The 25,928-nt window shown below is 35.6% G+C and carries 22 protein-coding genes; 15 read left to right on the top strand and 7 right to left on the bottom strand.

From position 1 onward, the window contains the following. Positions 1-73 precede the first annotated feature (73 nt). From ACFSUL_RS18495 to ACFSUL_RS18460, 8 genes are all read left to right on the top strand, one after another. Positions 74-853 carry a sulfotransferase domain-containing protein gene (locus ACFSUL_RS18495; RefSeq protein WP_377937362.1) on the top strand — a complete coding sequence of 260 codons (780 nt, stop codon included), beginning with the start codon at positions 74-76 and terminating at the stop codon, positions 851-853. A gap of 63 nt (positions 854-916) precedes the next feature. Beyond that, positions 917-1,657, top strand: coding sequence for a glycosyltransferase (locus ACFSUL_RS18490; protein ID WP_377937361.1), 741 nt, complete (start codon positions 917-919; stop codon positions 1,655-1,657). Between the two features lie 131 nt (positions 1,658-1,788). Further along, positions 1,789-2,979, top strand: coding sequence for a glycosyltransferase family 2 protein (locus tag ACFSUL_RS18485; RefSeq protein ID WP_377937360.1), 1,191 nt, complete (start codon positions 1,789-1,791; stop codon positions 2,977-2,979). Between the two features lie 100 nt (positions 2,980-3,079). Next, positions 3,080-4,060, top strand: coding sequence for a glycosyltransferase family 4 protein (locus ACFSUL_RS18480; RefSeq protein WP_377937359.1), 981 nt, complete (start codon positions 3,080-3,082; stop codon positions 4,058-4,060). Positions 4,061-4,230: 170 nt separating this feature from the next. After that, positions 4,231-5,325, top strand: coding sequence for a non-hydrolyzing UDP-N-acetylglucosamine 2-epimerase (gene wecB / locus ACFSUL_RS18475; RefSeq protein WP_377937358.1), 1,095 nt, complete (start codon positions 4,231-4,233; stop codon positions 5,323-5,325). Then, positions 5,315-6,304: an SDR family NAD(P)-dependent oxidoreductase gene (locus tag ACFSUL_RS18470; protein WP_377937357.1), complete on the top strand. Its 990-nt coding sequence runs from the start codon at positions 5,315-5,317 to the stop codon at positions 6,302-6,304. The genes wecB and ACFSUL_RS18470 overlap by 11 nt, the downstream gene beginning before the upstream one ends. Further along, entirely contained in the window at positions 6,301-7,134 is an 834-nt protein-coding gene (locus ACFSUL_RS18465; protein WP_377937356.1) for a dTDP-4-dehydrorhamnose reductase family protein, read from the top strand. Before ACFSUL_RS18470 ends, ACFSUL_RS18465 begins: the two co-directional genes overlap by 4 nt. Next, entirely contained in the window at positions 7,131-8,027 is an 897-nt protein-coding gene (locus tag ACFSUL_RS18460; RefSeq protein WP_377937355.1) for an NAD-dependent epimerase/dehydratase family protein, read from the top strand. The genes ACFSUL_RS18465 and ACFSUL_RS18460 overlap by 4 nt, the downstream gene beginning before the upstream one ends. A gap of 118 nt (positions 8,028-8,145) precedes the next feature. Here ACFSUL_RS18460 and ACFSUL_RS18455 read toward each other — a convergent pair whose 3' ends face one another. The 5 genes from ACFSUL_RS18455 to sat form a co-directional block, all read right to left on the bottom strand. Then, complete coding sequence (locus ACFSUL_RS18455; RefSeq protein ID WP_071412722.1) at positions 8,146-9,027, bottom strand: glycosyltransferase family 2 protein; 882 nt, start codon at positions 9,025-9,027, stop codon at positions 8,146-8,148. Positions 9,028-9,124: 97 nt separating this feature from the next. Then, a complete protein-coding gene (gene cysQ, locus ACFSUL_RS18450; RefSeq protein WP_377937354.1) occupies positions 9,125-9,916 on the bottom strand; it encodes a 3'(2'),5'-bisphosphate nucleotidase CysQ in 792 nt (263 codons plus the stop codon). A 76-nt stretch (positions 9,917-9,992) separates the two neighbouring features. Then, complete coding sequence (cysC, locus tag ACFSUL_RS18445; protein WP_377937353.1) at positions 9,993-10,601, bottom strand: adenylyl-sulfate kinase; 609 nt, start codon at positions 10,599-10,601, stop codon at positions 9,993-9,995. Positions 10,602-10,618: 17 nt separating this feature from the next. Continuing rightward, a complete protein-coding gene (locus ACFSUL_RS18440) occupies positions 10,619-12,397 on the bottom strand; it encodes an SLC13 family permease (protein WP_377937352.1) in 1,779 nt (592 codons plus the stop codon). Positions 12,398-12,430: 33 nt separating this feature from the next. Then, on the bottom strand, positions 12,431-13,585 hold the full coding sequence (gene sat, locus ACFSUL_RS18435; RefSeq protein WP_377937351.1) for a sulfate adenylyltransferase: 1,155 nt from the start codon (positions 13,583-13,585) through the stop codon (positions 12,431-12,433). A 269-nt stretch (positions 13,586-13,854) separates the two neighbouring features. Here sat and ACFSUL_RS18430 point away from each other — a divergent pair, with 269 nt between their 5' ends. Next, positions 13,855-15,036, top strand: a complete 1,182-nt coding sequence (locus ACFSUL_RS18430) for a hypothetical protein (protein WP_377937350.1) — start codon at positions 13,855-13,857, stop codon at positions 15,034-15,036. Positions 15,037-15,177: 141 nt separating this feature from the next. Here ACFSUL_RS18430 and ACFSUL_RS18425 read toward each other — a convergent pair whose 3' ends face one another. After that, positions 15,178-16,869, bottom strand: a complete 1,692-nt coding sequence (locus tag ACFSUL_RS18425) for a hypothetical protein (protein ID WP_377937349.1) — start codon at positions 16,867-16,869, stop codon at positions 15,178-15,180. 241 nt (positions 16,870-17,110) lie between these two features. Between ACFSUL_RS18425 and ACFSUL_RS18420 the strand changes: the two genes are divergently transcribed. The 3 genes from ACFSUL_RS18420 (at position 17,111) to ACFSUL_RS18410 (ending at position 20,949) form a co-directional block, all read left to right on the top strand. Continuing rightward, positions 17,111-18,679 (top strand): IS1182 family transposase, encoded by a 1,569-nt coding sequence (locus tag ACFSUL_RS18420; RefSeq protein ID WP_377937348.1) that lies wholly within the window; start codon positions 17,111-17,113, stop codon positions 18,677-18,679. 274 nt (positions 18,680-18,953) lie between these two features. Beyond that, on the top strand, positions 18,954-20,519 hold the full coding sequence (gene miaB, locus ACFSUL_RS18415) for a tRNA (N6-isopentenyl adenosine(37)-C2)-methylthiotransferase MiaB (RefSeq protein ID WP_377937347.1): 1,566 nt from the start codon (positions 18,954-18,956) through the stop codon (positions 20,517-20,519). A 1-nt stretch (position 20,520) separates the two neighbouring features. Further along, positions 20,521-20,949, top strand: coding sequence for a RicAFT regulatory complex protein RicA family protein (locus ACFSUL_RS18410; RefSeq protein WP_377937346.1), 429 nt, complete (start codon positions 20,521-20,523; stop codon positions 20,947-20,949). Between the two features lie 49 nt (positions 20,950-20,998). Here the strand turns inward: ACFSUL_RS18410 and ACFSUL_RS18405 are convergent, their stop codons facing one another. Further along, positions 20,999-21,742, bottom strand: a complete 744-nt coding sequence (locus tag ACFSUL_RS18405) for a class I SAM-dependent DNA methyltransferase (protein ID WP_377937345.1) — start codon at positions 21,740-21,742, stop codon at positions 20,999-21,001. A 378-nt stretch (positions 21,743-22,120) separates the two neighbouring features. On the opposite strand from ACFSUL_RS18405, the gene cotE reads away from it, so the two are divergent. From cotE to ACFSUL_RS18390, 3 genes are all read left to right on the top strand, one after another. Beyond that, positions 22,121-22,660, top strand: a complete 540-nt coding sequence (cotE, locus tag ACFSUL_RS18400; RefSeq protein ID WP_071412712.1) for an outer spore coat protein CotE — start codon at positions 22,121-22,123, stop codon at positions 22,658-22,660. A gap of 289 nt (positions 22,661-22,949) precedes the next feature. Continuing rightward, complete coding sequence (locus ACFSUL_RS18395) at positions 22,950-25,118, top strand: DNA topoisomerase III (protein WP_377937344.1); 2,169 nt, start codon at positions 22,950-22,952, stop codon at positions 25,116-25,118. 214 nt (positions 25,119-25,332) lie between these two features. Further along, a complete protein-coding gene (locus ACFSUL_RS18390) occupies positions 25,333-25,698 on the top strand; it encodes a VOC family protein (RefSeq protein WP_377937343.1) in 366 nt (121 codons plus the stop codon). The last annotated feature ends 230 nt before the right edge of the window (positions 25,699-25,928 follow it).

Genomic DNA, 25,928 nt, shown 5'->3' with positions numbered 1-25,928 from the left:
GTCCAAACATTCATTTAAAATATACATAGGATATAAAGAAAATTTTATTATCAAAAAGTAAGGTGGGGGAAATATGAAATCGGATGAGTTACATGATCTGGCACCATTTGTATTAAATTCAATTCCGAAAAGCGGGACTCATTTATTAAAGCAGATATTACTTGGAATACCTGGGATGCAACATCACCCAGATAAAGGGCTGATGGGGCATACTCACTATCAACCGGAACAAAAGATTGAAGGATTAAAGACTCTTTCAACTAATGAATTTATTAATGGACATATATTTTATTCTAAAGAATGGGAAGAATTATTTAAAAGCTTAAATATGAAACATATATTTGTATTGAGAGACCCTAGAGACGTTGTGGTGTCCTATTCCTATTTTATTCCTACTCTAAAAATACATCCATTATATAACACGTTTCACCAAGAAGGCTTTACTCATAAAGACCGTATTAAATTCCTTATTGAAGGTGGATATCGAACCGATTACAAATATATAGATAACCCTAATGTAAACGATTGGTACAAAAGCTTTAGCGAATGGATTGGTCATGAAGGTGTCCTATCTATAAGGTTTGAGGACATAATTTCATCGGAAGCAGGTAGAATCCAAACAATTAATAGAATTGTAGACTTTCTCTGGGAAGATAAGCTATCTTCACATTCTAAAACAAATATGGTTAATAAAATGATCCTAAATATTAACCCAGCAACTTCGCCGACCTTTCGCAAAGGGAAAATTGGTGGATGGGAAGATGAATTTGATGAAGAACTTAAATTATTATTTAAGAGATTTGCAGGTCAATTATTAATTGATCTAAACTACGAAAAAGATACTAATTGGTAAAAGGATTAATGATTGTTTAGGGAATAACTACTGTTTTAGTATTTTTTGAAATGGGGAATTTTTATGGAAAATCCTATGGTAAGTGTTGTGATCCCATTTTACAATTGTGAATTTGTTGATCAAGCAGTTAAAAGTGTCCTTGATCAGACATACAAGAATTTTGAAATTATTTTAGTAGATGATGGATCTATTAAAAACAAGGATTTGTTAAATCCGTATATGGATAGAATTCAATACATTTATAAGGAAAATGGGGGAACAGCAACAGCCTTAAATGTGGGAATACAAGCTGCTTCTGGAGATCTTATTGCGTGGTTGAGTTCGGATGATATTTTTCATCCCGATAAACTACAGAAGCAAGTAGAGTTTATGAAGAAAACAAAAGCGGACTTAGTATATACAAACTACAATTTAATAAATGAATCGAACGAAACAATAAATAAAAATGTAGGGCTTGTTATTAAAAGGAGAGTAGACTTTTTAAGGCAACTTCAAAAAAGCTGTCCCATAAATGGAAGTACAGTCTTAGTAAAAAAAGAAGTTCTCTCATTGGTAGGGGGGTTTAATAAGAGCTTAAAATATACACAGGATTACGATATGTGGAACAGAATAGCTTGTAAATATCATTTGGAAATTCTAAATGAGTCATTACTTGATTATCGGGTACACAGCAATATGGGGTCACAACGTTTCGCTGATGAACAGCGAAAAGAAATAGAAGTGGTTCAGGAAAAATACAAAGATATTTTGGATAGGTTAATCTATCTTGAAGAAAATGGAGAGGCGGGTTTAGGTAGCATCTAGTAATTATGAACTTATTAAAAAGTCTGTAGGGCCTTTAGAATATTGGAATGATAGCAGAGGGGGGGACTATCTGATAGTCTTTTTAAGTGGCTTCTAATTTTTGAATTTTTTAGTATTGGAGGTGTACTATTTTGAACAATATAGAAGTTAGTGTGATTATTCCAACTTATAATAAATTTCCACTAAATCTATTTACACTTTATTCAATTGAAAATCAAAATTTTGACCTTTCTAAAGTAGAAGTCATCATGATAGATGATGGATCAACAGATCAAACAAAAACATTAGAAAACCATACATTTTCTTTTCATTTTAAGCTTATATCGGTTAAGCAAAACCTTGGAAGACCTAGGGCACGTAATCTTGGAATTAAAGCTGCTACAGGTAATATTATTATTTTCTTAGATGCGGAAATTATTGTACAGCCTGATTTTTTAGCTATTCACTATCAATATCACCAACGATACCCTAACCTTGTTGTTACTGGAGTAATGTTGATGAAAAAAGTATATTCTGTCTTGTTTCCTGAATTTTCCCCTACACAATTCAGAGATTGCACCAATCTAATTAAGAATCATTCAGAATTTCAGGAGAAAATTGCTCCTTTTAAACAACTACATCAAGTAACCCCTTTAATCAGTGAGAAGGATATAGTCGAAGAAAATTATCGAAAACTCTCTTTTACTGCTCCATATGAATCATATTATTTAAATACGATTATATCAAACTATGGGTATGACCTTAAAGGCTACCGCATTCCTTGGCAGCTATTTGGTACGGGGCATGTATCGGCTTCTAGAAAAGCAATCGATCAAGTTGGATTGTTTGCGGAGTATCCAGGATATGGGTGGGATGACTGTGAGATGGGATACCGTCTTTATAAAAATGGAGCCACTTTTCTCACTGATAAATATTTAATTAGTTATCATCAAGAGCACCCTATCTCAAATGTAATTGAAGATCAGTCTAAAAAAAATTATTATAAATTTCAAGAAACATATAAAACAGTTGATCAGATGATTATTGGCTTAACTTTTCTACCAGTGCCGTATAACTTGCATCAAATCAATCAATTATTAATCAATTACCAGCTTCTTTGTGGACAATATCCAAATAATTTTATGTTAATGAAACAAATGTTTCATAGTATGTTACGTCAAATTGGGGCCTTGCTTAACGAGAATATGAGGATAACAGCTCTTAACCGACAGCCGTTGAAGCAGTCAGAGAAAATAGCACTTCATATTGAGAAACAAAAACTGAGGAACCTGGCTATATTTCAGCCTTTTCTACAATGTTTCGAACGTTTAGAAAATCTGTAGTCTAAAACTAAACTTAGATTTAGTATATTGAGAAAGGAAGGGAGTACAAGTGAAAATAACGTTTGTAGCGATTACCCTCTGTAAAGGGGGGGCCCAAAGAATGTTAGTAGAACTTGCCAATGGACTAACAGAAAGAGGGCATGAGGTAGCGGTGATAATGCCACCACAAGGCGTTATTGAATACCCTCTAAAAGTAAATGTGAAAAGGACAAGACGTCCAAATATTACCGTAGGGGACATTCCTAAAAGTGATGTAATTATTTCTAATTATTACACGTTAACAAGTATTTGTGAACAGGCAAGTCAATCTGGTAAAGGAGTTCACGTTCGCTTAAGCCTATGTTATGAACCAGTATTTTTACCAGACCATGAATCTTCGTTTAAAAGTTATCATACAAGTAAGAATCTTATAGTACTATCGAATTGGCAAAAACAGCTTATACAATTAAATCATGGGATAGAAGGGGAAATAGTGCCTGTAGGTGTAAGTAAAAATTTTAGTAATTTAGGAAAAAGAGTAATCAATAAGAATCTTGAAGTAAGCGGAATACTACGAATACCCGATGGAGGATTTTCTTGGCATAGAGAGCAGGAGTATCTAATGGAATCTTTCACAGCACTAAAGCATAAATACCCCAACGTTACATTTAACCTAATAACCCCACCAGGTGAAATGTCGTCACCAATTCTTCGACAATTCCATTCTAATCCTTTATTTAACTCGCTTAGCCCCAAAAATGATCAGCAACTTAATGAGTATTTAAATAGAACAGATATTTTTGTGAGTTCCTCCACATATGATACAGCTTCCTTACCTGGATTGGAAGCAATGAAGTGTGGAGCAGCACTTGTAACAGTCTATTCGGGGGGGAACATGGATTATTGCCGGCATGGTCAAAACTGTCTACTTTCTTATAGGTATGAAAATAAACTAGTACCACATGTATCCACTCTAATAGAAAACGCACAACTTCGAACCAAACTTATACATGAGGGTGAAAAGGAAGCGAGGAAGTGGACATGGGAAAGAAGTGTATACCTATTTGAAAAAGCAATTCAACAATTTAAAAGTACTAGTTAATGGATGAAATAGACTCTTGAGTGAGAAAGGGTAATACCATGATTAAACTTGAGTAACAAGAGAAACCCTTTAGTTAAATGCCTTTTTTAAATAATAAGAGATTAGTCTAGGACACGAGCTACCTTTTATCATAAACATATTAAGAGAAAGGAAATTAAGGAGAGGTGAATATGAAGGTATTAACTGTACTAGGAACAAGACCTGAAGTTATTCGACTAAGTCTAATAATAAAGAAGTTAGATGAATTAGCGGAAAAGCATATCATTGTTCATTCTGGGCAAAATTTTACCCATTCATTAAACGGTGTTTTTTTTAAAGAGCTTGGGATACGTATGCCGGATTATACATTATCTACGAAACAACAGTCCTTTGGAAAGCAACTTTCTACGTTATTTTCAGACTTAGAAGAAATTTTACTTATGGAGAAACCAGATAAAGTACTAGTTTTAGGAGACACGAATAGTGGATTAAGTTCCATTTTAGCGGAACGGCTTATGATTCCGGTTGTACACATGGAGGCCGGAAACCGCTGTTTCGATTTAGATGTACCAGAAGAAAAGAATAGGAAAATCATTGATGCAATCTCATCCTTCAATTTAGTATATACAAATTATAGTAAAAACAACCTGCTCCGAGAAGGAATGACACCTAGTAGAATAGCTATCTGTGGAAACCCGATATATGAAGTGATTAAGCACTATGAAAAACAAATATCGGGGAGTGAAATTATAAAAAAGTTAAACGTGAAGAAACAGAATTATTTCCTTGTAACAATTCATAGAGCAGAGAATGTAGACAACCCTGAACATTTGAGAAGCATTGTTAATGCTCTAAATAAAATAGCAGAAAAATATAGTAACAGGATTATATTTAGTACTCATCCTAGAACAAGATCTAAGCTTAAAGAAACAAAAAAATTGACCTTACATCCATTAATTGAATTTCATGAGCCGTTTGGTTTTTTTGATTTTATTACACTAGAAAAAAATGCATTTTGTGTATTGACGGATAGCGGGACAGTTCAAGAAGAATGTTGTATTTTTCATATTCCGACTGTAACCGTAAGAAAAACGACGGAACGACCGGAAACAGTAGATTGTGGGAGTAATTTAATTTCAGGCTTAAAAGAAAAGGATATTATTGATGGTGTGAAAGCAATGACATCAAGTCCCGCAAATTGGGTTTGTCCCCCTGAATATCTTGATTTAAATGTATCAGATAAAGTTATTAAAATTATTTTAGGAGGTTCAGATATTGTTTACTAATAAAACTATTTTGGTTACAGGTGGAACTGGCTCGTGGGGGTATGAATTAGTTGGACAACTATTAGAAAAAGGACCAAAAGAAGTGCGAATTTTCTCTAGAAATGAAACAAGTCAAGTATTAATGAAGCAGAAATTTGAGTATAATCCGAAGTTGAAATTTGTGATAGGAGATGTAAGAGATAAGGAAGCACTAGTAGAAGCGTGTGAAGGTGTAGATTATGTTTTTCATCTGGCCGCATTAAAGCATGTTCCTGTTTGCGAACACCAGCCTCTAGAAGCATTGAAGACAAATGTAATGGGCACACAAAATATTATTGAAGCAGCAATAGCAAACGATGTGGAAAAAGTAATCAATATATCGACAGATAAAGCAGCGAATCCCTCCAATTTTTATGGTTGCACAAAAGCAATGGGAGAAAAGTTGATAATAAATGCTAATATGCTTACAAATAAAACAAAATTTGTTTGTGTTCGAGGTGGAAACGTTTTAGGAACAAACGGGAGTGTTATTCATGTATTCAAACATCAAATTAAAAATAAAGGGAAAATTGGTATAACGGACAATGAGATGACAAGATTCTTTTTAACCATTAAAGACGCTATTAAACTATTATTTAAAGCAACTTACGAAAGCCATGGTGGAGAGATTTTTGTTATGCAAATGCCTACTTGCAAAATTATCGATCTTGCTCATGTGTTAATTGAAGAATTTGCAGATCAGAATATTGAAATAGCTGAATCGGGGATAAGACCTGGAGAGAAACTTCACGAAATTTTACTAACGGAATTTGAGAGCCAAAATACTATTATTTATGATAATGAATATTTTGTTATCCTGCCTACAATTGAAATAAAGGGGCTTAGAGAGTTTTACAGTTCCTATCCTAAGGTAAATCTCGATAATTATTGTTCTAGCGATAACCTAATTTCGAAAGACGAAATCAAAGAAATGTTAAGGGATGGGGGCTTCCTAGAATGAAGGTTTTGGTTTTAGGTGGGAATGGAATGGCAGGACATATGATCGTCAACTATTTAAAGAAAAAGACAGATTTTGATGTTATGTATACTAGAAGAGGTTCCCATAGTAAAGATAGTATTTCACTAGATGTCCGAAACTTTACAGATGTAGAGGATGTAATAATGAAGCATAGACCGGATATCGTGATCAATGCCGTAGGATTATTGAATGACCATGCAGAAAAACAGGTAGAAGACGCTTTACTTGTTAATAGTCTCCTTCCTTATCATTTAGCCAATCTATTAGATTCTATGCATTCTAAACTCATTCACATAAGTACTGATTGTGTATTCTCTGGTAATAAGGGAGAGTATGTAGAAACAGATGAAAAAGATGGAACGAGTGTTTATGCGAAAACAAAAGCATTAGGAGAAATAGAAAGAAGTCCACATCTAACAATTCGGACATCGATTATCGGTCCAGAGTTAAAAGAAGATGGCATAGGCTTATTTTTATGGTTTATGAAACAAAAAGGGACGATTAATGGATATAGTAATGTGTATTGGAATGGGGTAACAACTCTTCAGTTAGCTAAAGCAATAGAACGGTGTATAAAAGAAAATGTCAGTGGGTTATATCATCTCTGTCATGAAACGAAAATTTCAAAGTATGAGCTATTAAAATTATTTAAAAGGATCTTTAATAAGGAAGATGTAACGATTTTGCCATATGAGCATATACAAAACGATAAAAGTTTAAAAAATACTAGAGACGACGTTCCATCTGGTATTCCAGGGTACGAAGAGATGTTGTATGAATTAAAGGCGTGGATGAGAGATGAAACAAAATGAAGAAAATCCTTATAACGGGTGCTTCAGGCTTTACTGGCCTTCATGCATGTAAACATTTTTCGGACAGTGGTTACAAGGTTATTGGTTTAGTAAATAGTAATAAGACAAAAGGAGATAATATCCCCATATATAAATGTGATTTAATGGAGCAGAAACAGCTAGATATAATAATAGAAAAAATTAAGCCCGATTATATATTACACTTGGCTGGTGAGAATAATGTCAAGAAATCTTGGGAAAATCCACTTCACTCTTTTCATGTTAATGTTACAGGAACATTGAATCTTTTAGAATCTGTTCGGAAGTTTGTTCCCGCTTGTAGAGTACTAATTGTTGGCTCAATGATTGACTTTAATCCATGTAATAAGATGCAGGCAAATCATCCATACGGTATAACAAAGTATTTCCAATCCGTGTTGACACAGTACTGGGCAGGATTATTTAATATTCATGCTTTATTGGCAAAGCCGTCTAATTTAGTTGGCCCAGGTCGGTCATCTGGTGTCTCTTCAATATTTGCACAAAAAATTGCCACGATAGAGAAGAGGAGGGGAATGGCTGAACTACCTATTGAAAATATTCACGCACAAAGAGATTTTCTTGATGTGAGGGATGCGGTGAAAGCATATGAAGTACTGTTAAATAAAGGAGAAGTACAGCAAACATATGAAATTGGCTCCGGTGTCAGCCGGTCGCTAATGGAAGTTGTGACCACCTTGTTAGTATTTTCTGAAGCTAAAGTGAAATGTCAAACAGATCCTCAAGCGGAACCCCAGACTCCCTTTCTTGTCAATACAAGTGAAATATCCGAATTAGGTTGGGCTCCTAGTATTCCTTTCGAACAATCGATGGAGGACACACTGAATTATTACAGGGGAGTTCTTGAACTATAATTAAAGAAGCTTATGAAGGTAACATGCAAAGGTACTAAATATTCGATAAAGTAGATACACTATATGCTAGATAAGAAAGCCACAGTATCACTACTTCATAAGCCTACATATAGAGTAGTTAAAAGTAAATGTGAAACTTTGAAAAATAGGCATCATCCTCTAGCACTCTTTTCTTAAAATATTCCCGCCTTTTCTTTAATACACCATCTCGTAATACCTTCGATTCAATTATCTTTGCATTGCTATGGTGCAATAATCCTCTAATTTTTTGAATTCTTGAATCATTAAAATGTAAATATGCCATCCGCAGTTTATTATAATTTATATCATCAAAATTTACTTTATAAGGATGATAGGTTCGAAACAAATGAAGGATTGTAACATTCGGTTCACAATGGCAGCGATATCCAAATAACCAGAGTTTAATTGATATTTCTACATCCTCATGCCCCCAGCTAGCAAACCCAGTTTCAAATCCTCCAACACTTTGAAATGCAGCTTTTGAAATGGCAAAACATCCACCGGGAAGGACGGCTGTTTCAAATAAATGTTTTTTACGGTTATTCCATTTTACCTTTAGGCTTTGTGTTAAGGACTGTCCAAATCCAATAACATTTGAATCTGTCATAGAGGCAATTGCTGGACATACTGCATCAGAGGTTCTAGATAGGATTGGGAACATCAACCGGTCAATCCAAAAATTTTCAAAAGTGAGGTGTGCATCACAAAAAATTAAATAATCATGAGAAGAACGTTCTGCCCCAAGATTTCTAGCATTGGCGGGACCAATCCCATTTGTTTTGATCAATTGAACTTTATTCCGATACTGGTAAGTAGTAAGAAAATCACAACACCCATCTGTTGAAGCATCGTCAATAACAATCGTTTCAAACTCAATATTTGTTTTCACAGTGAATAAGGAATCTAATGTACTCTTAACATTTGTCCCTTCGTTTTTAGCAGGAAAGATAATGGAAACCTTTGGTGGAGTTTTAGACATATTCTTCTCCCTTTCTAGTAGAATATACTTTTGTATAATATGTAAAAAGAAAGTGAATGTGAAAAGACTTAATTCAACAAAAAAGGACTAACCAATGTTAATCCTTAAAAGAAGCATTATAAGCCAAAAATGACGGGTTTATTAGACTTGGCTTGTTATAAAATAAATGCGTTTTATCCGCTTCGGTTAAGACAAAGCCCCCTGTCTCTTCTATAATCATTTGTCCAGCAGCAGTATCCCATTCCATTGTTGGAGAAAGCCTTGGATAGATGTCCGCCAATCCTTCTGCTACATAGCAAAACTTTAATGAGCTTCCGACTGATATAAGTTTAGATTTCCCTTTTACTTTTTCAAGATTAGTAATAAATTGTTTCGTCGCATCTGTAAGATGGGAGCGGCTCGCTAATACTGTTAGTGTTTCATTCTGATTGCTTTGGGGTAGCTTTGACGCGTCACTTATTGGGTTCTGACTGGTACTTGCACTGGTTACTTTATATGCGCCTTTTCCTTTTTCAGCAAAATAAAGTAAATCTAAATTAGGTGCGTAAATTACCCCTAAAACAGGACGGGAATCTTTTATAAAGGAAATATTTATAGTGAATTCTCCGTTTCTATTAATAAATTCTTTTGTCCCATCAAGAGGATCAATTAGCCAAAATGTTTTCCATCTTTCTCTTTCTTCAAAAGGAATGTTCTTCCCTTCTTCACTGAGTATTGGAATAGTTGGGTAATTAGCTAATAATCCTTTAGTGATTATATTATGGGAGTACTTGTCGGCAGTTGTTAGCGGTGATTTGTCTTCTTTTATGTCTACGTCAAAATCCGTTTTATATATCTTCATTACCGCATTTCCAGCAGAAATTGCCAACTTAATAGCAAGATTAAGCATTGTTAACACCTCCATTCGCTTTTAAACTACTGATTTTTCAGTAGGGCATAAAAGGGAAACCCTACATCAGTTTCCCTTATTTCTTTAAAGTGATATAGTTGTTCCGCTTTAAATACTCGACAATTTTGTCAACAGACTGATCTATAGAAAGTTTCTCCGTGTCAACGATAATTTCAGGAGAAGAAGGTACTTCATATGGAGAGTCTATACCAGTAAATCCTTTGATTGCACCGGTTCTTGCTTTGTTATAAAGTCCTTTTGGATCACGTTTTTCGCATTCTTCCAAACTTGCTTTCATATAAATCTCAATAAACTCGCCGTTTGGTAAAATCGACCTTACCCAATCTCGGTCCTGTTTGTAGGGAGAGATAAATGCGGTAAGTGTTAAGATTCCAGCATCGACGAAAAGTTTTGCTACTTCTCCGACTCTACGGATGTTTTCTTTTCGATCTTTTTCTGAGAAATCTAAATTACCATTTAAACCATGTCGGACGTTATCACCATCCAATCTGTAGACATGGATTCCTAAGTCAAATAATTCTTTTTCTAGTGCTACAGAAAGTGTTGATTTTCCTGATCCTGATAATCCAGTAAACCAAAGGACAGCGCTCTTATGCTTATTTCGCACTTGTCGATCTTTCTTCGTTATTTCCCCATGATGCCAAACAATGTTTTCTGCCTTCATACATAGTCCTCCTTTCTTTAGTAAATCCATATGAAGTAGACGATCGTTACTGTTACGAACATAGTAATTAAGTTTAACGGGATACCAACTTTTAAATAGTCCTTAAAGGAATACCCGCCAGGTCCATAAACAATGAGATTTGTCTGATAACCAATTGGTGTAGAAAAACTTGCTGATGCGGCAATGGCGACTATTACTGCTAGTGGTATTGGATTGAGTTGCATTTTTTCGGAAATTTCATAAGCAATAGGGAACATAATAACAGCAGCGGCATTGTTAGTAATTACTTCGGTAAACACATTAGTGAGAAAATAAATAGCCAGAATTGTAGCGAAAATCCCAAAGGATGCCGTATTCCCTATAACTAAATTGGCAACCCATGTTGCAACACCTGTTTTTAGAATAGCAACTCCAATTCCAAATGAACTAGCTATAAGGATGAGAACATTCCATTGGATATATCTTCTTGCCTCGCTAGGAGTAATGATTTTGAATAAAAATAGCATTACTACAGCAAGTCCCAACGCAGTGATGATGGATAAAACCTTTAAAGTTACTAAAGTAATCATACATAAGAGAAGGAATAGGGATACCCAACCTTTTCTTTTGGTGTTTTTATCCACCAATGTATTTGGTGTTACGGGTGAAATTAAATAGAAATCCTTATGGTGGTCATTCTTGTAAAAATCTTGACCAACTGCCATTAATAATATATCTCCCGCCTTTAACTCAATCTCCCCAATTTTTGTTTTAATGTGATGATTTTTACGATGAACAGCAAGCACGGCTGCATTAAATTTACTACGGAAATGGGTGTCCTTCAATTTTTTATAAAGAAGAGAGGAGTGATGAGAAACGACGGCCTCTACTAAACGATTTTGCGGTTTCGAAAGAAAATAGGTTCCTTGATTTGTTAGTAGATTTAATCCTTTCGTTTGCTGAAGCTCCGAAAGAGTTGATATATCTCCAGAAAATAATAAGCGATCCCCATGTTTCAATACGGTTGTGTTTGCAACAGGTGTAATATGTTCTGAGTCTCGAATAATACTTACTAAAAACAATCCTTTGAGATTACGTAACTTAGCCTCTTCTACTGATTTTCCAATAAAGGCATACTCTTTCCCAACCAATATTTCACAAACATATTCTCTCAAATTTTCTATTGTTGAATTGATTGTTACCTGATTATTAGGGAGTAGTTTGTATCCTAGGAAGATTAAATACAATAAACCTACGATCGTTATTGGAACTCCAATAATTGCGAATTGAAAGAAGGAAAAACCGCTCATTCCTTTTTCAACGAGCAATCCATGAACAACTAGATTGGTTGATGTACCCATAAGCGTAATAGTTCCGCCTAATATTGTTGCATACGATAGTGGGATTAATAGTTTAGAAGGGGAGATGTTATGTTTTTCGCACCACTTTCTGATAATAGGTGTTAATGTGATTACAATGGGTGTATTATTCATGAATGCAGATAGAGACGTAATAGGTGTCAGTAATTTAAATAGGAAAAGTCGGGTAGTAGGTGGTCCCTTAATTAATCTATTAAAAAAGGATTCTACGATTTTACTCTTTTCTACCGCTCCTGCGATAATAAACAGAAGTCCTATTGTCATCACACCCTCATTGGAGAACCCATTTATTGCTTCTTTTGGAGTTAGTATCCCTGTTAATAAAAAAAGAACAACCGTAGAAGCTATGATTAATTCTGGGCTCTTTATCTCCCATATTAGGCAAGCAATCATTGCTGCAATAGAAAAAAGAACAAAATAAAACTCCCACTCAAACATTAGTTGGCCCCGTAATATAGTAGTGAATGTCGATTATTTTTCATCGGAATGCATTCCCTTTATTAATACGTCAATTACCTCTGGTCTAGAAAACTCTTTCGGAGGGACTTCACCTTTTCTTAGCATGCTCCTAACCTTTGTCCCGCTTAAATGCAGGTGGGCATCGCTTGAATGAGGACACGTTTTGGCAGTCGCCATATTTTCGCAAATTTTACAGTAGAATGCATGGTCAAATTTAAGGATTTCAATTCCAATTTCATCTGAAGAAAACTGTTCGAAAATTTCTTGTGATTCATATGTTCCGTAATAATCTCCTACTCCTGCATGGTCTCGTCCAACAATAAAATGTGTGCATCCATAATTCTTTCGCACAAGTGCATGGAAGATAGCCTCTCTTGGTCCTGCATACCGCATTGCAGCAGGGTAGACAGATAGTTGAACCCTTTCCTCTGGGTAGTACTTTTCTAGTAAAGCCTGGTAACTTTCAAATCGCAACTTTGCAGGAATATCATCTTTTTTTGTTTCCCCTACAAGTGGATGAATCAGTAATCCATCTGTCATTTCAAGAGCTGTTTTTTGTAAATATTCATGAGCACGGTGGATGGGATTTCTTGTTTGAAAGGCTGCTATCGTATTCCAACCACGTTTCTTAAATAATGATCTTAAGTTTTTAGGATCGTACTGGAATTTATTGAATTGTTTTAGCGGGTGATTTAGTAATGTAATAGGCCCTGCAAGGTAAACATCCTCCTTCTCATACGTTTTCCTTACGCCAGGATGGTTTTTATCCAATGTTTTATAAATAAAAAGTGCTTCCACATCTTTGTTATATTCGAATTTTTCTTCCAATGTAAGGATCCCGTAAATAACGTCGTCACTCCCCTTTAACGCAATATCCTGTCCAATCTCAAGACCGTTACTTATCTGCTTTGAAACGGGTAAAGTAATGGGGATACTCCAAACTATTCCGTTCGCTAATTTCATTTCTTTTAATACGTGTAAATAATCATTTTGGTTCATAAAGCCTTCAAGGGGACTGAACGCTCCATTAGCAATAAGTTCAAGGTCAGAAAGACTCCAATCGGAAAGAGTGACAGAAGGAAGGGAATTGGCTTCTTTCAATAAAACGTCTCTTTCGTTGTCGGTCGCAATTCTGTTTACAAGCGTTCCGCCATGAGGTTTAACCATTTTTTGTTTTCTCCTTTCTTTGCGTTTTTAGTGTGTGTTTTAGTATAGAACAAGAAGAGGTAAAAAGTTGAGGGGATATAGAATGGCAATTTATTTCCCTAGCTTTTGAACATTCTCTTCTATTCTATTAGTTTATGAATCTATACTTAAAGTAGCGAGGGCAAGTGGGAAAAATAAGCGTTAACCTAATCGCTCCTGTCGTTTTTATCATAGGCGAATAATTCCTACATATAATGAAAAGAAACCATCAACAATTAAGGGTGATTTCTTTGAATATACAGGTCCACTACAATGGAAGACCAAGCGGAACGATACCCTTTTCTGCGTTAGCTTCTACGATTCTTTATTTTAATGAACTTGGCTTAGAATCAAATTGGGATAAAGATAATCGCATATTGCACGTTACAAATAGCTTATACAATAAAAAAGTCTTTGTTTATCTAGAACAAGTAACAGAATCGGACACGATGTTAGTGGAAGAGCTAAAAAAATACTTACAGTATGTTGGAGTGAAAATGGAAATAACAGAGGAGAATAGCCTTGAAGGGTTAAGTGGGGACTTGTTTGTAAGACTGATTGTAAAACCGTCTAATAACCAGGGGAAAGATGAAGGGATTTTTATCGGCGTAAACAAACGATTATACTGGAAAGAATTGAAGGAAAAGGTGTATCCAGAATTAAAGCAATATCATATAAAAGGTCAAGAAATTTTTACAAAAGAAGATACAAACATTCCCCTTTTAAGCCTGTCCATTAACATAGGGGAACAGGAGAGGAATAGTAACCTTCCAATCTCACTCGCAAATGTTATTACACGTCTTTTATTGAAAAAGAAAAATGTATCCATGCTAGACTTGTCTATTGATGCTTTTAAACACTTGTTAATGGCAGATACACTTGAAAGGAAGACAGAAAGGAAGAAAGTAGAAAAACAAAGGGAACGTCGGCCAATAACAGAAGAAGTGAAAGAAGTAACGAACAAAGCAATAAAAAGCTGTGATATGTATTTTGATTATACTATCTCTAAAAATCAACATACGAATCATTATACAATTGTTTCTGATATCTGGTTTAAAAATATAGGAAATATCAACCTAAAAAATCCAACCGTTTGTATTAGAACAAATCCTCCAGGAAATGTGGAAATCGGAGGACAAATTTTGCCTCCGACCATGAGTGAATTATTTTCTGTACAAGGATCACAAGGAGCACAAGGTTGGCAATATATTGGAGAAGATTGGTTGGAAAAAGCATATGAAACGGGTGAATATTGGGTAAAGCCACTTCAAGAAATAACGATAAAGCCGGGAGAGGAAATGGCAATGGAACAAGTGAAATTTACGTTAGAACCGCTTGAAGAAAAAGGCGACATCACGATAGTCGGCTTTGTCTATTTCCAAGAACAAAAACTCCAGTTTAGCTCTCTAAACAAAATTATTTTTTCCTTTTGAACAGAAATGCGGAAGTGGTCTGGTTAGAGATGAAAAGCAAATGTTATCCCTCAAGTGAAGATGTGCTTTTTAATCTTCACTTGAGGGAGGTTATCTGACGTGAGTCCCTATCTGCTTGATTTGGATAAAAGTTCCATGATGTCAAGGGTTTTTCTTCCCTCTTCTATTGCTAGCACTTTGTTGTTTTCGTCTCTGAATGATTCTTGTATGTGCAGTGCTTTTTTGTTTTTTTACAAATTCCTTTATTTCTTCAAGGTTTGAAGTTAATAAATGATTCTGGTATTTTAAATCATTAATATTCTCTAAAAATCTGGAGAATCTATTTTCATACTCTTGAAATCCAGAGAGTACGAATCGTTTATATTCTTGAAAGTTTTCTTCCGATTCTTCTTGATCATTTTCAAGTGAGGCCATCCGTTCTTGCTGTTCTTTTGTAATTCGGTCGATATCTGCAAACTGATTGGTAAGCCACCATTCGTTTTCTTCAAATTGCTTTTTGTATGCCTCAATGATTTCTTCAAAGTATTGAGCTTTCCCTTTCTCCGCTTCTATTAACTGTTGTTTTGATTCTTCAAACCGTTCCAGTATCTGTTCTCTTTCTGTCACTAATCTTTCGAGCTCTTCTGATTTCGATAGTAACGTTTGGAAGAGTTCTCTCTTTGTCGTTTCCGAATGGTGAAGGGCATCATTTAAATCTTGAATATGTGCAGCTTTACTAGAGATTTCTGTTTTTTGTGATTCCATTCGTTTTTGATCATTGATCGACTTTGACTGAAGTTGTTTCACTTCTTGTAGCGTTGCTTCATATAGATTTTTAACCTTTTCCTTTTCCGCCTTTAAGTCTTCAATAAGTTGAAAATTAGAAGAGATTTCTGCTTTTTGTACAGCAATTCGTTTGCGTTCATCTGTCCATTTAGTGTGCAACTGTTTGTTTTCGTGAAGGGTCGATTCAAATAACTCATTCAACTTTTCTTTTTCCGCTTTTAGATTTTCAATCTGCTCCATTTTACTGGAAATCTCTGTTTTTTGTGCTTCTATTCGTTTTTGATCATCTGTTGATTGATTAAGAAGTTGTTTGTTTTCTTCGAGCGTCGATTCATATAATTCATTGATTGCTTCTTTTTCCACTTTTAAGTTTTGAATTTGGTCCATTTTAGTAGATATCTCGTTTTTTTGTGATATAACCACGTTTTTGGTATCTGCTAATTTAGTATGAAGTTGTTTATTGTCTTGAAGCATTGATTCATAGAGTTTTCTCATTTTTTCTATTTCTATTTTTAAATCTTGGATTTTTTCCGATTTGGAGGAAATCTCTGTTTTTTGTGCTTCTATTCGCTTTTGAGCGTTTACCCACTTATTGTTAAGTTGTTTATTATCCCGGGTAAGAGATTCGTATAATTCGTTTATTTTTTCTTTTTCTTGTTTTAGTAGTTGGATATCTTTTTTTGACTGGCGAGTATCTAGTTGTGATTGAAGAAGCTTTTGTTCTATTTCATTTTTTCTACGTTCGAGCAACTGAATGCTGGCATCGCGGTCACCGATTATTTTGTGTAATGAAAGTAATTCTTTTTCAAGATGTTCCTTATTTTGATTGAGTTTATTTCGTTCCTTTGATAGTTCTGTTTCGTGTTGATCATTAATTCTAATCTGTTCATATGCTAAGTCGAGTTCCTCTTCCTTTGCATGAAGCTGATTTTTTAAATATTGGTTTTCAGCATAAAGATAGCTGTCCTGCAATTTTTTTATCTTTTTCTCGTATTCTTGTATTTTCGATTTTAAAAAAATGACATCTTGATTGGAAAGATGATAGAGCGGTTTTAATTGCTTTTCCACCTTAAACTAAACTCCTTTTCTAGGTATTTTCCTTACTTTACGTTATGTGGAAGAAACGGACGCTGTTACAAGCACCTAAGCCCATTTACTAAAGGGGCTGACCCAAAAGGTTCTTAAAAAAACCTTGTGAGGGTCGCCCCTTTTCTTTTTATCATTTAAGGCAAAAAAATAAAAGAATCGCCTTTCATTTAGTATAATGAAGTCACCACAACACACTAAACCAAGAAAGGACGATTCTTTTATGAAACATGATCATATTTCCTTTATTAATTATAACATGAACCAATTAACTCTACCATTAGATTTAGAGATTAAAATTCCTCCCCATCACCTTTCCCGTATTGTTCACGAAGCCGTCGAACAACTAAGTGAATCCGTACTAATTCAGCAATATAAGGGTGGCGGTCGAAGTAGCTATCATCCTAAAATGATGTTGAAAATTCTTGTCTATGCCTACGCTGACCGTATTTACTCTGGAAGAAAAATCGAAAAAGCCCTCGAAGAAAATATTTACTTCATGTGGTTAAGTGACCATCAAAAACCAGATTTTCGTACGATTAATCGATTTCGCTCCGAACGAATGAAGTCGATTATTTATGATGTATTCTTTTCTGTCGTCCATCTTCTTCATAATAAAGGAATGGTAAAGCTGGAAGATTACTATGTAGATGGGACAAAAATCGAAGCGAATGCCAACAAATATACATGGGTATGGTTAAAGTCCACGAAACGTTATGAAGAAAAGGTGGATGAGAAATTTCGTAAAATCCTTCACGATATTGAAGAAGTTCGTGAAAAAGAAATGGCGGATACGGAAAGCAACCTGAACGAAAAACTTTCTCAAAACCCAATCACTTCTCAACAAATTGAAGAGACCATGAATACAGTGAACGAGCAGCTTGAAAAAAAGCCAAAAGACAGAGAATTAAAGAAAGTGAAACGTTCATTAGAGAAAGACCTACTCCCTCGAAAGAAAAAATATGAACAACAACGAGCCATTGCCCAAGGTAGAAATAGTTATTCAAAGACAGATCAGGGTGCTACCTTTATGAGAACCAAAGATGATCATATGAAAAATGGACAACTAAAGCCGTGTTACAATGTTCAAATAGGAACAGAAAATCAGTTTATTACAGGCTTTTCCCTTCATCAAAGAGCTGGAGATCCCAAGTGTCTAATTCCTCATTTGGAACAACGCTCCGACTACATCGGACTTCCCCAAAACGTCATCGCAGATTCGGGATATGGAAGTGAAGAAAATTACGCTTACCTAGAGGATAAAAATCGGACAGCTTATATTCCTTATAACACGTTCGAAAAAGAAAAAAAGAAGTCATGGAAAACGAAGATAGAACGGGTAGAGAATATGGAATACGATGAAGACCTCGATGAGTTTGTCTGTGCGAATGGAAAGCGATTAATCTTTCATCATGAATCGAAACGGAAGGTTTCAGAAGAATATTTCTCGGTAAAGCGAAACTATCGCTGTGTTGACTGTAAAGGATGTCCTTTTCAATCAACGTGTGCAAAAGGAAAAGATACAAAAAGTGTCTCTGTTTCGATGAAGAATCGGAAGCAGCGTGACAAGATGAAAAGTCGGTTAAACTCACCCGAAGGAAAAGAAATTTATAGCCAAAGAAAAATAGATGTGGAAACCGTGTTTGGTCAAATAAAACATAACCAACGCTTTCAACGATTTCATGTAAGAAGCCTCGAAAAAACAACCATAGAGTGGGGGCTTATTTGTGTTGCCCATAATCTACTAAAATGGAGTCTTAAAGGACAATCAAGCAAAAAAATGACCCTCTAATCACCCTAGAGAGGTGTTTTTTAAAGGGGAATTTCCATATAAAGGGTAAAAAGAGAAAAAAGAGCTGACTCATCATCGCGATAAGCGATGTTTTGAGTCAGCCCCTTTTAAATGTATCGATTTTTTAACAGTTTAGGTGGTGTATTGTTTACAGAAGTAAAAACCTTTATACTAGTATAATGGCAAGATTACTTGTACAATAATGAAGTTCATTTTTATATGACATGAATGATTTTACATCGTGAAATATAGAGAGTAAGAAAGGGGATTTTTCATGAACGAAGAACAACGTAAACATGGGCAGCAAGTAGATTCAGCTACTCCTTCGGACAAAAAATCCGAAAAGGATTATAGTAAGTATTTTCAGAGTGTGTATATTCCACCATCTTTGAAAGATGCAAAAAAGCGTGGAAAAGAAGAGGTTCAGTATCATAATGATTTTAAAATTGATGATCAGTTCCGTGGATTAGGGGACGGAAAGAAATTCTATATTCGTACGTATGGTTGTCAAATGAACGAACATGATACAGAAGTTATGGCAGGTATCTTCATGGCACTAGGCTATGAAGCAACAGACTCAACAGCAGATGCCGATGTCATTCTTTTAAATACATGTGCAATTCGCGAAAACGCAGAAAACAAAGTGTTTGGTGAACTTGGCCACTTAAAACACTTAAAGCGTGAAAAGCCAGATTTATTAATCGGTGTTTGCGGTTGTATGTCGCAAGAAGAGTCGGTAGTAAACAAAATCTTGAAAACATACCAACAAGTAGACATGATTTTCGGTACGCATAATATTCACCGTTTACCAAATATCCTTGCTGAAGCGTATATGTCAAAAGCAATGGTAGTAGAAGTTTGGTCAAAAGAAGGGGACGTTATCGAGAACCTTCCAAAAGTTCGCCGTGGTAATATTAAAGCATGGGTAAACATTATGTACGGATGCGATAAATTCTGTACGTACTGTATTGTGCCATATACGCGCGGAAAAGAACGTAGCCGCCGTCCTGAGGAAATTATTCAAGAGGTTCGTCACTTAGCTGCACAAGGCTATCAAGAAGTGACGCTTTTAGGCCAAAATGTTAATGCCTATGGGAAAGATATCGAGGATCTTGATTATGGTCTTGGTGATCTTATGGATGAACTACGTAAAATCGATATTCCGCGTATCCGATTTACAACGAGCCATCCGCGTGACTTTGATGATCATTTAATTGAAGTTCTTGCGAAAAAAGGTAATCTTGTAGAGCATATTCATTTACCAGTACAATCTGGGTCAACAGATGTATTGAAAATTATGGCACGTAAATATACACGTGAGCAATTCTTAGAATTAGTTCGCAAAATAAAAGCGGCAATGCCGGATGTTGCCTTATCTACAGATATCATTGTCGGTTATCCGAATGAAACAGAAGAGCAATTTGAAGAGACATTATCGATGTATCGAGAAGTAGGCTTTGAAGCTGCTTATACATTCATTTACTCGCCACGTGAAGGAACACCAGCGGCTAAGATGAAAGATAATGTTCCGATGGAAGTGAAGAAAGAACGTTTGCAACGATTAAATGCGGTTGTAAACGAATTTTCTGGAGCAGCATTAAAGAAATACGAAGGTCAAACGGTTGAAGTGTTAGTAGAAGGTGAGAGTAAAAAGGATCCAGACGTTTTAGCTGGTTATACTCGTCGTAATAAACTAGTGAACTTCAAAGCACCGAAAACGACTATCGGAAAAATTGTGAAAGTAAAAGTTACAGAAGCAAAATCTTGGTCTTTAACTGGGGAATTCGTGGAAGAAGGACAAATCGGCACTGAATTTGAAGAAGCGGTAGAGGTGAACTGATATGACAAAATATACAAAAGACGACATTATGAAACGAGCAGAAGAACTTGCAACAATGATTTCGGAAACAGAAGAAGTCGATTTCTTTAAACGTGCAGAGGCACAAATTAATGAAAACCAAAAAGTTCGTGAAATGATTGCGAGTATCAAAAGCTTACAAAAACAAGCAGTGAACTTCCAACACTACGGAAAAACAGAAGCATTAAAAATGGTTGAAGCAAAAATTGAAAACCTGGAGAAGGAAATTGATGAAATTCCCGTTGTCCAGGAATTTAAGCAGTCACAAACAGACGTAAATGATCTGCTTCAAATTGTCGCATCTGTTATTTCTAATAATGTAACAGACAATATTATTACGTCCACTGGTGGAGATCTTTTACGTGGAGAAACTGGTTCGCAAGTAAAGAATTCTACACCTGGAAGCTGTTAACAGGTAATGAAAAGAAGCAACCATCGGAGGTTGCTTCTTTTCGTTACTATTACTTTTTTGTTGCGGAGAGAATAAGCATCAGTGGGATTCGGTTTCTTCTATTAAATTCGGAAACATCTTCGAATAGTTCTTCCCGTGGTTTTCCTTCTTTTAAGTTTTGTAATTGGAACCCAGAGCGTATAAGCAATGATACATAATCTTCTATTGTTTTATGGTATTTTACGACGGAGTGATCCATCCACTGTTCAACGCGTTTGCCTGTAGAGAAATAATCATCAACGACCCAATGAGACCGTTTTTGTTTGCCGGTGAAGTGATCGAAAGTAGCTGTGATGGTAGGATGCATGACACTAAAAATAAATGAGCCGTTTGGTTTTAATGTCGAAGAAACCTTATTGAAAATCGGCTCTAAGTCTTCGATATAATGAAACACCATTCTTGATAAGACCAAATCATATTGAGAAGCGTTTTCTGTCCAATCATTTAAATCTATGCACGTAAGAGAAGAGCTTGAATGTGGGTATGGAGCTAAGTGCTCTTTTGCTTTTTCGAGCATGTTATGTGAACCATCGATACCATGATAATAAGCTGCACCATCATTAAGTAACTCAGCCCCGAACATCCCTTCTCCGCAACCTAAATCAAGTATCCTTTTTCCAGTAATATCTCCGATTAGCTCTAACAATACAGGCTTTTCAATTAAATTATTCGGGCTTTCTTTCCTCATTCTTCTTTTTATAAACTGATCAAAAAAAGCATTTTCTTCGTAAGCACGAGACCCTGTGTATTCCATTTCCTATCCCCCCATTAAAGCCATTTTAACTCAGTAAAATCTACTGTTCTAAAAGAACAAGTCACATCTTGCTCTTCAGCGACTAGAAGTCTTTTTCGCATTTGTTTTTAGCTTACCATAATAGTAGTTCTCGGAACATCCATTAGGTATTAGCATACAATGAACTATCTTCGAAACAATCCTACTTGCAAGGGATGTTCAGACATAAGGACAAAAAGAACCGAGGAGTTTAAGGAAGCGGATAGTTAAGCTGATGTGGACTTTCGACGGTTGTTTTTTTTCGGGAAATTGAACATCCTTTATAGGAAAAAAACTCTCGCACAAACACCTATATTGTCGCATAAGATGAATTGAAAATGAATGAGGAGGTTCGCTCGAATGGCAGAATATAGAGAGATTATTACTAAAGCGGTCGTAGCGAAGGGACGTAAATTCACACAGTCTCATCATACGATCTGTCCACCGCATAATCCTTCGAGCATATTAGGCTGCTGGATCATCAATCACGAGTACAAAGCACACAAAGTTGGTAAGAAGGTTGAAATTCATGGGTGCTATGATATCAACGTTTGGTATTCACACAGTGACAATACAAAAACAACCGTTGTTACGGAAACAGTGGAATACACAGACTGCATCAAACTAAAATACCGTGACCCTGATTGCTTAGATGATTCAGAAGTTTGTGCTCGTGTACTTCAACAGCCTAATTGCTGTGAAGCAGTAATTTCACCAAATGGAAACAAAATCATTGTCCATGTAGAACGTGAATTCCTAGTGGAAGTTATCGGAGAAACAAAAGTATGTGTCCTCGTGAACCCTGAAGGATGCGACGATGACGACTGGGATTGCGACTTAGACGATGATGAATTCGAAGAACTAGACCCTGATTTCTTAGAAGGAATTGAAGAAGAGTAAATCTGACTAGGAAGAACCATTCTTCCTAGTTTTTTTTATTATAGAATAATAGAAAAGTAGTTTATTCTTTGAACAAATAATTGATTCAAAATAGAGAAGTATCGGTCCAGAAATAAGGAGAAACGACTGAGAATGGAAGGGAAACAATCTGCAAAAAAATATGAGTGGTCTGTAGTCACATAAATGGATCTGACAATGAAAATCCGGTACAAGAGGATGACAAATCGATACGGGTACAATAAGTATGGTAAAATGAAGTCTGATAAGCATAATTGAGAGGGTTGTTACAATGAAAAAAACAGTGGTTCTGGCAGAGAAACCTTCTGTCGGCAGAGATATAGCAAGAGTTCTAAATTGTAAGAAAAAAGGAAATGGTTATTTTGAAGGGGATAAGTATATTGTCACTTGGGCGTTAGGGCATCTCGTTACATTGGCTGACCCGGAAGTGTATGATGAAAAATTGAAAACATGGAAGTTAGAAGATTTACCAATGCTTCCATCCCATCTTAAACTGGTCGTTATCCGAAAAACAGGAAAACAGTTTTCTGCAGTGAAAAATCAAATGAACCGAAACGATGTTCACGATATTGTCATCGCAACTGATGCAGGCAGAGAAGGGGAACTTGTTGCTCGTTGGATCATTGAAAAAGCAAGAGTGAAGAAACCGTTAAAAAGATTGTGGATTTCCTCTGTAACCGATAAAGCAATTAGAGAAGGATTTCGTTCTTTACAAGATGGGAGAAAATACGAAAATCTTTATGCATCGGCACAAGCAAGGTCAGAGGCAGATTGGTATGTAGGGATTAATGCAACGAGAGCACTGACAACAAAACATAATGCACAATTGTCATGTGGCCGTGTGCAAACCCCGACACTAGGAATGATTGCCGAGAGGGAAGAAGAAATAAAGCAATTTAAGCCGAAAACGTATTATGGAATAAAAGCAACTGGAGAAAAACTATCCTTTACTTGGAGAAATCCGAAATCAAAAGATGCAAGATGTTTTTCAGAGCAAGAAATTGAAAATATCTTAAGTAAAATAAAAAATGCTAATACATTAAAAGTAACAGAAGTAAACAAGACAGTGAAGAAATCATTCGCTCCTTCTCTTTATGATTTAACGGAGTTGCAGCGGGATGGTCATAAATTCTTTGGCTTTTCAGCAAAAGAAACACTTTCGATTATGCAGAAGTTGTATGAGCAACATAAACTTGTCACATACCCGCGGACAGATTCTAAACATTTGTCATCGGATATTGTGGGGACACTTAAAGATCGACTAAATGCCGTTGCAATTGGTCCGTATAAGGCAAATGCAATGAGCGCGTTAAAGCAATCAAAACCTTTATCGAAGAACTATGTGAATGACCAGAAAGTATCGGATCACCATGCAATAATTCCTACTGAACAACAACCAATCTTGGCTGCTTTATCAGACAGGGAACGGAAAATTTATGATTTAATTGTTAAACGTTTTCTGGCTGCTTTTTTCCCACCTTTTACATACGAGCAAACAAGTGTAGAAGGGAAAATCGGAAGTGAGACATTTACTACAAGCGGGAAAAGGGTTATTCAAAATGGTTGGAAAGATGTGCATAATTTTGATGAAGAAAAGGATGTCCAATTACCAAAAATCGAAAAAGGTGACGAGATAAAACTCCACTCAGTAACAAGAAGTGAAGGCAAAACAACACCGCCAAGCCGATTTAATGAAGGGACACTTTTATCTGCAATGGAAAACCCTAAAAAGTTTATGCAGGAAAATAATAAAGAACTGCTTAAAACGATTGGTGAAACTGGTGGGCTTGGAACGGTTGCTACACGAGCAGATATTATCGAAAAGCTTTTTAATACAGCTTTAATTGAACAAAGAGGAAAAGAAATTTCCATTACGTCAAAAGGAAAACAGCTGTTGAATTTAGTTCCATCCGAGTTGAAATCACCAGCATTAACTGCTGAGTGGGAGCAAAAACTTGAAGCGATTTCTAAAGGTGCTCTAAAAAAAGAGGTATTTATAAAAGAAATTAAAGACTATGCGAAAAAGTCTGTTCAAGAAATAAAGAACTCGAATCAAAGGTTTTCTCATGATAACTTAACAGGAACGAAATGTCCCGACTGTGGAAATCTTATGTTAGAAATTAAAAATAAACATGGGAAGAAACTAGTTTGTCAGGATAGAGAGTGCGGTCACAGAAAAAATGTCAGCAAAAAAACGAATGCCCGCTGTCCAAAGTGTCACAAGAAACTTAATTTGTTTGGGCAAGGAGAAGGGCAAAAATTTGTATGTGTTTGCGGACATAAAGAAAAACTCTCCACCTTTAACGAACGCAGAAAAAAGGAAAAGAATAATAAAGTGTCCAAACGAGATGTAAATAAATACTTGAAAACACAACAAAAAGACGAACCCGTCAACACTGCACTTGCAGACGCATTGGCAAAATTGAAGCTAGATCAATAATTGGATAGTAATACATTTCAATGTAGTAGAAGTCAATTAGAAAAATTTCATTCAGCCGGGAGCATCAGAAACTTGATGCTTCTTTTTCGTTTCCCATACTATTAACTAAAAAATTATTACGTCAACTAAAATGAAACTTATCGTTACCCTTTCACTTTTTGAATTACTATTTCTGTTCCTTCTACTTTATAATAAAACTAAAGGGGGGATACATATGGTATTTTCATTCAACGGTATTGACCATTTTCAATTAGCGGCACCAAAAGGGTGTGAAGAGGAAGCAAGAAAGTTTTTTGTTGATATTCTTGGGTTAAAGGAAATTCCGAAACCAGAGAGCTTACAAAGTGGTGGGGGGTGCTGGTTTCAATGTGGCAGGCAAGAAATTCATGTTGGTGTACAGGAGGATTTTATTGCTGCAAAAAAAGCTCATCCAGCTCTGCTTGTTACGAATTTAGGAAGCTTAAAAGAGCATTTAACAAAGAATGGAATCAGCTTTAAGGAAGATTTTCGATTAACAGATAGAGAAAGAATGTTTGTAAGTGATCCCTTTGGTAATCGCATTGAGTTTTTAGAATATTAATTTATACACAAGTAACCTTCAGAGACAATTCTCTGAAGGTTTTATTCTTTAGTTGCTTGTTAAAAGATTCTTAACAACGGTTGAAAACATAGAGTGGATTGGAGAGGAAAGAAATGGTCCATTGTCCATAGAAAACTAACTTTATGAACACAGCCTATTTTTTAAACCACTCCTTTTTCATTTTAGCCATTCCTAGAGTTTCTTCTGTCGATTTCCTCAATCTTGTAAAT

The sequence above is a fragment of the Bacillus seohaeanensis genome, assembly GCF_042684945.1.
Classification (GTDB): Bacteria; Bacillota; Bacilli; order Bacillales; family Bacillaceae_B; genus Rossellomorea; species Rossellomorea seohaeanensis.
This window is presented reverse-complemented; position numbering and strand designations above follow the sequence as displayed.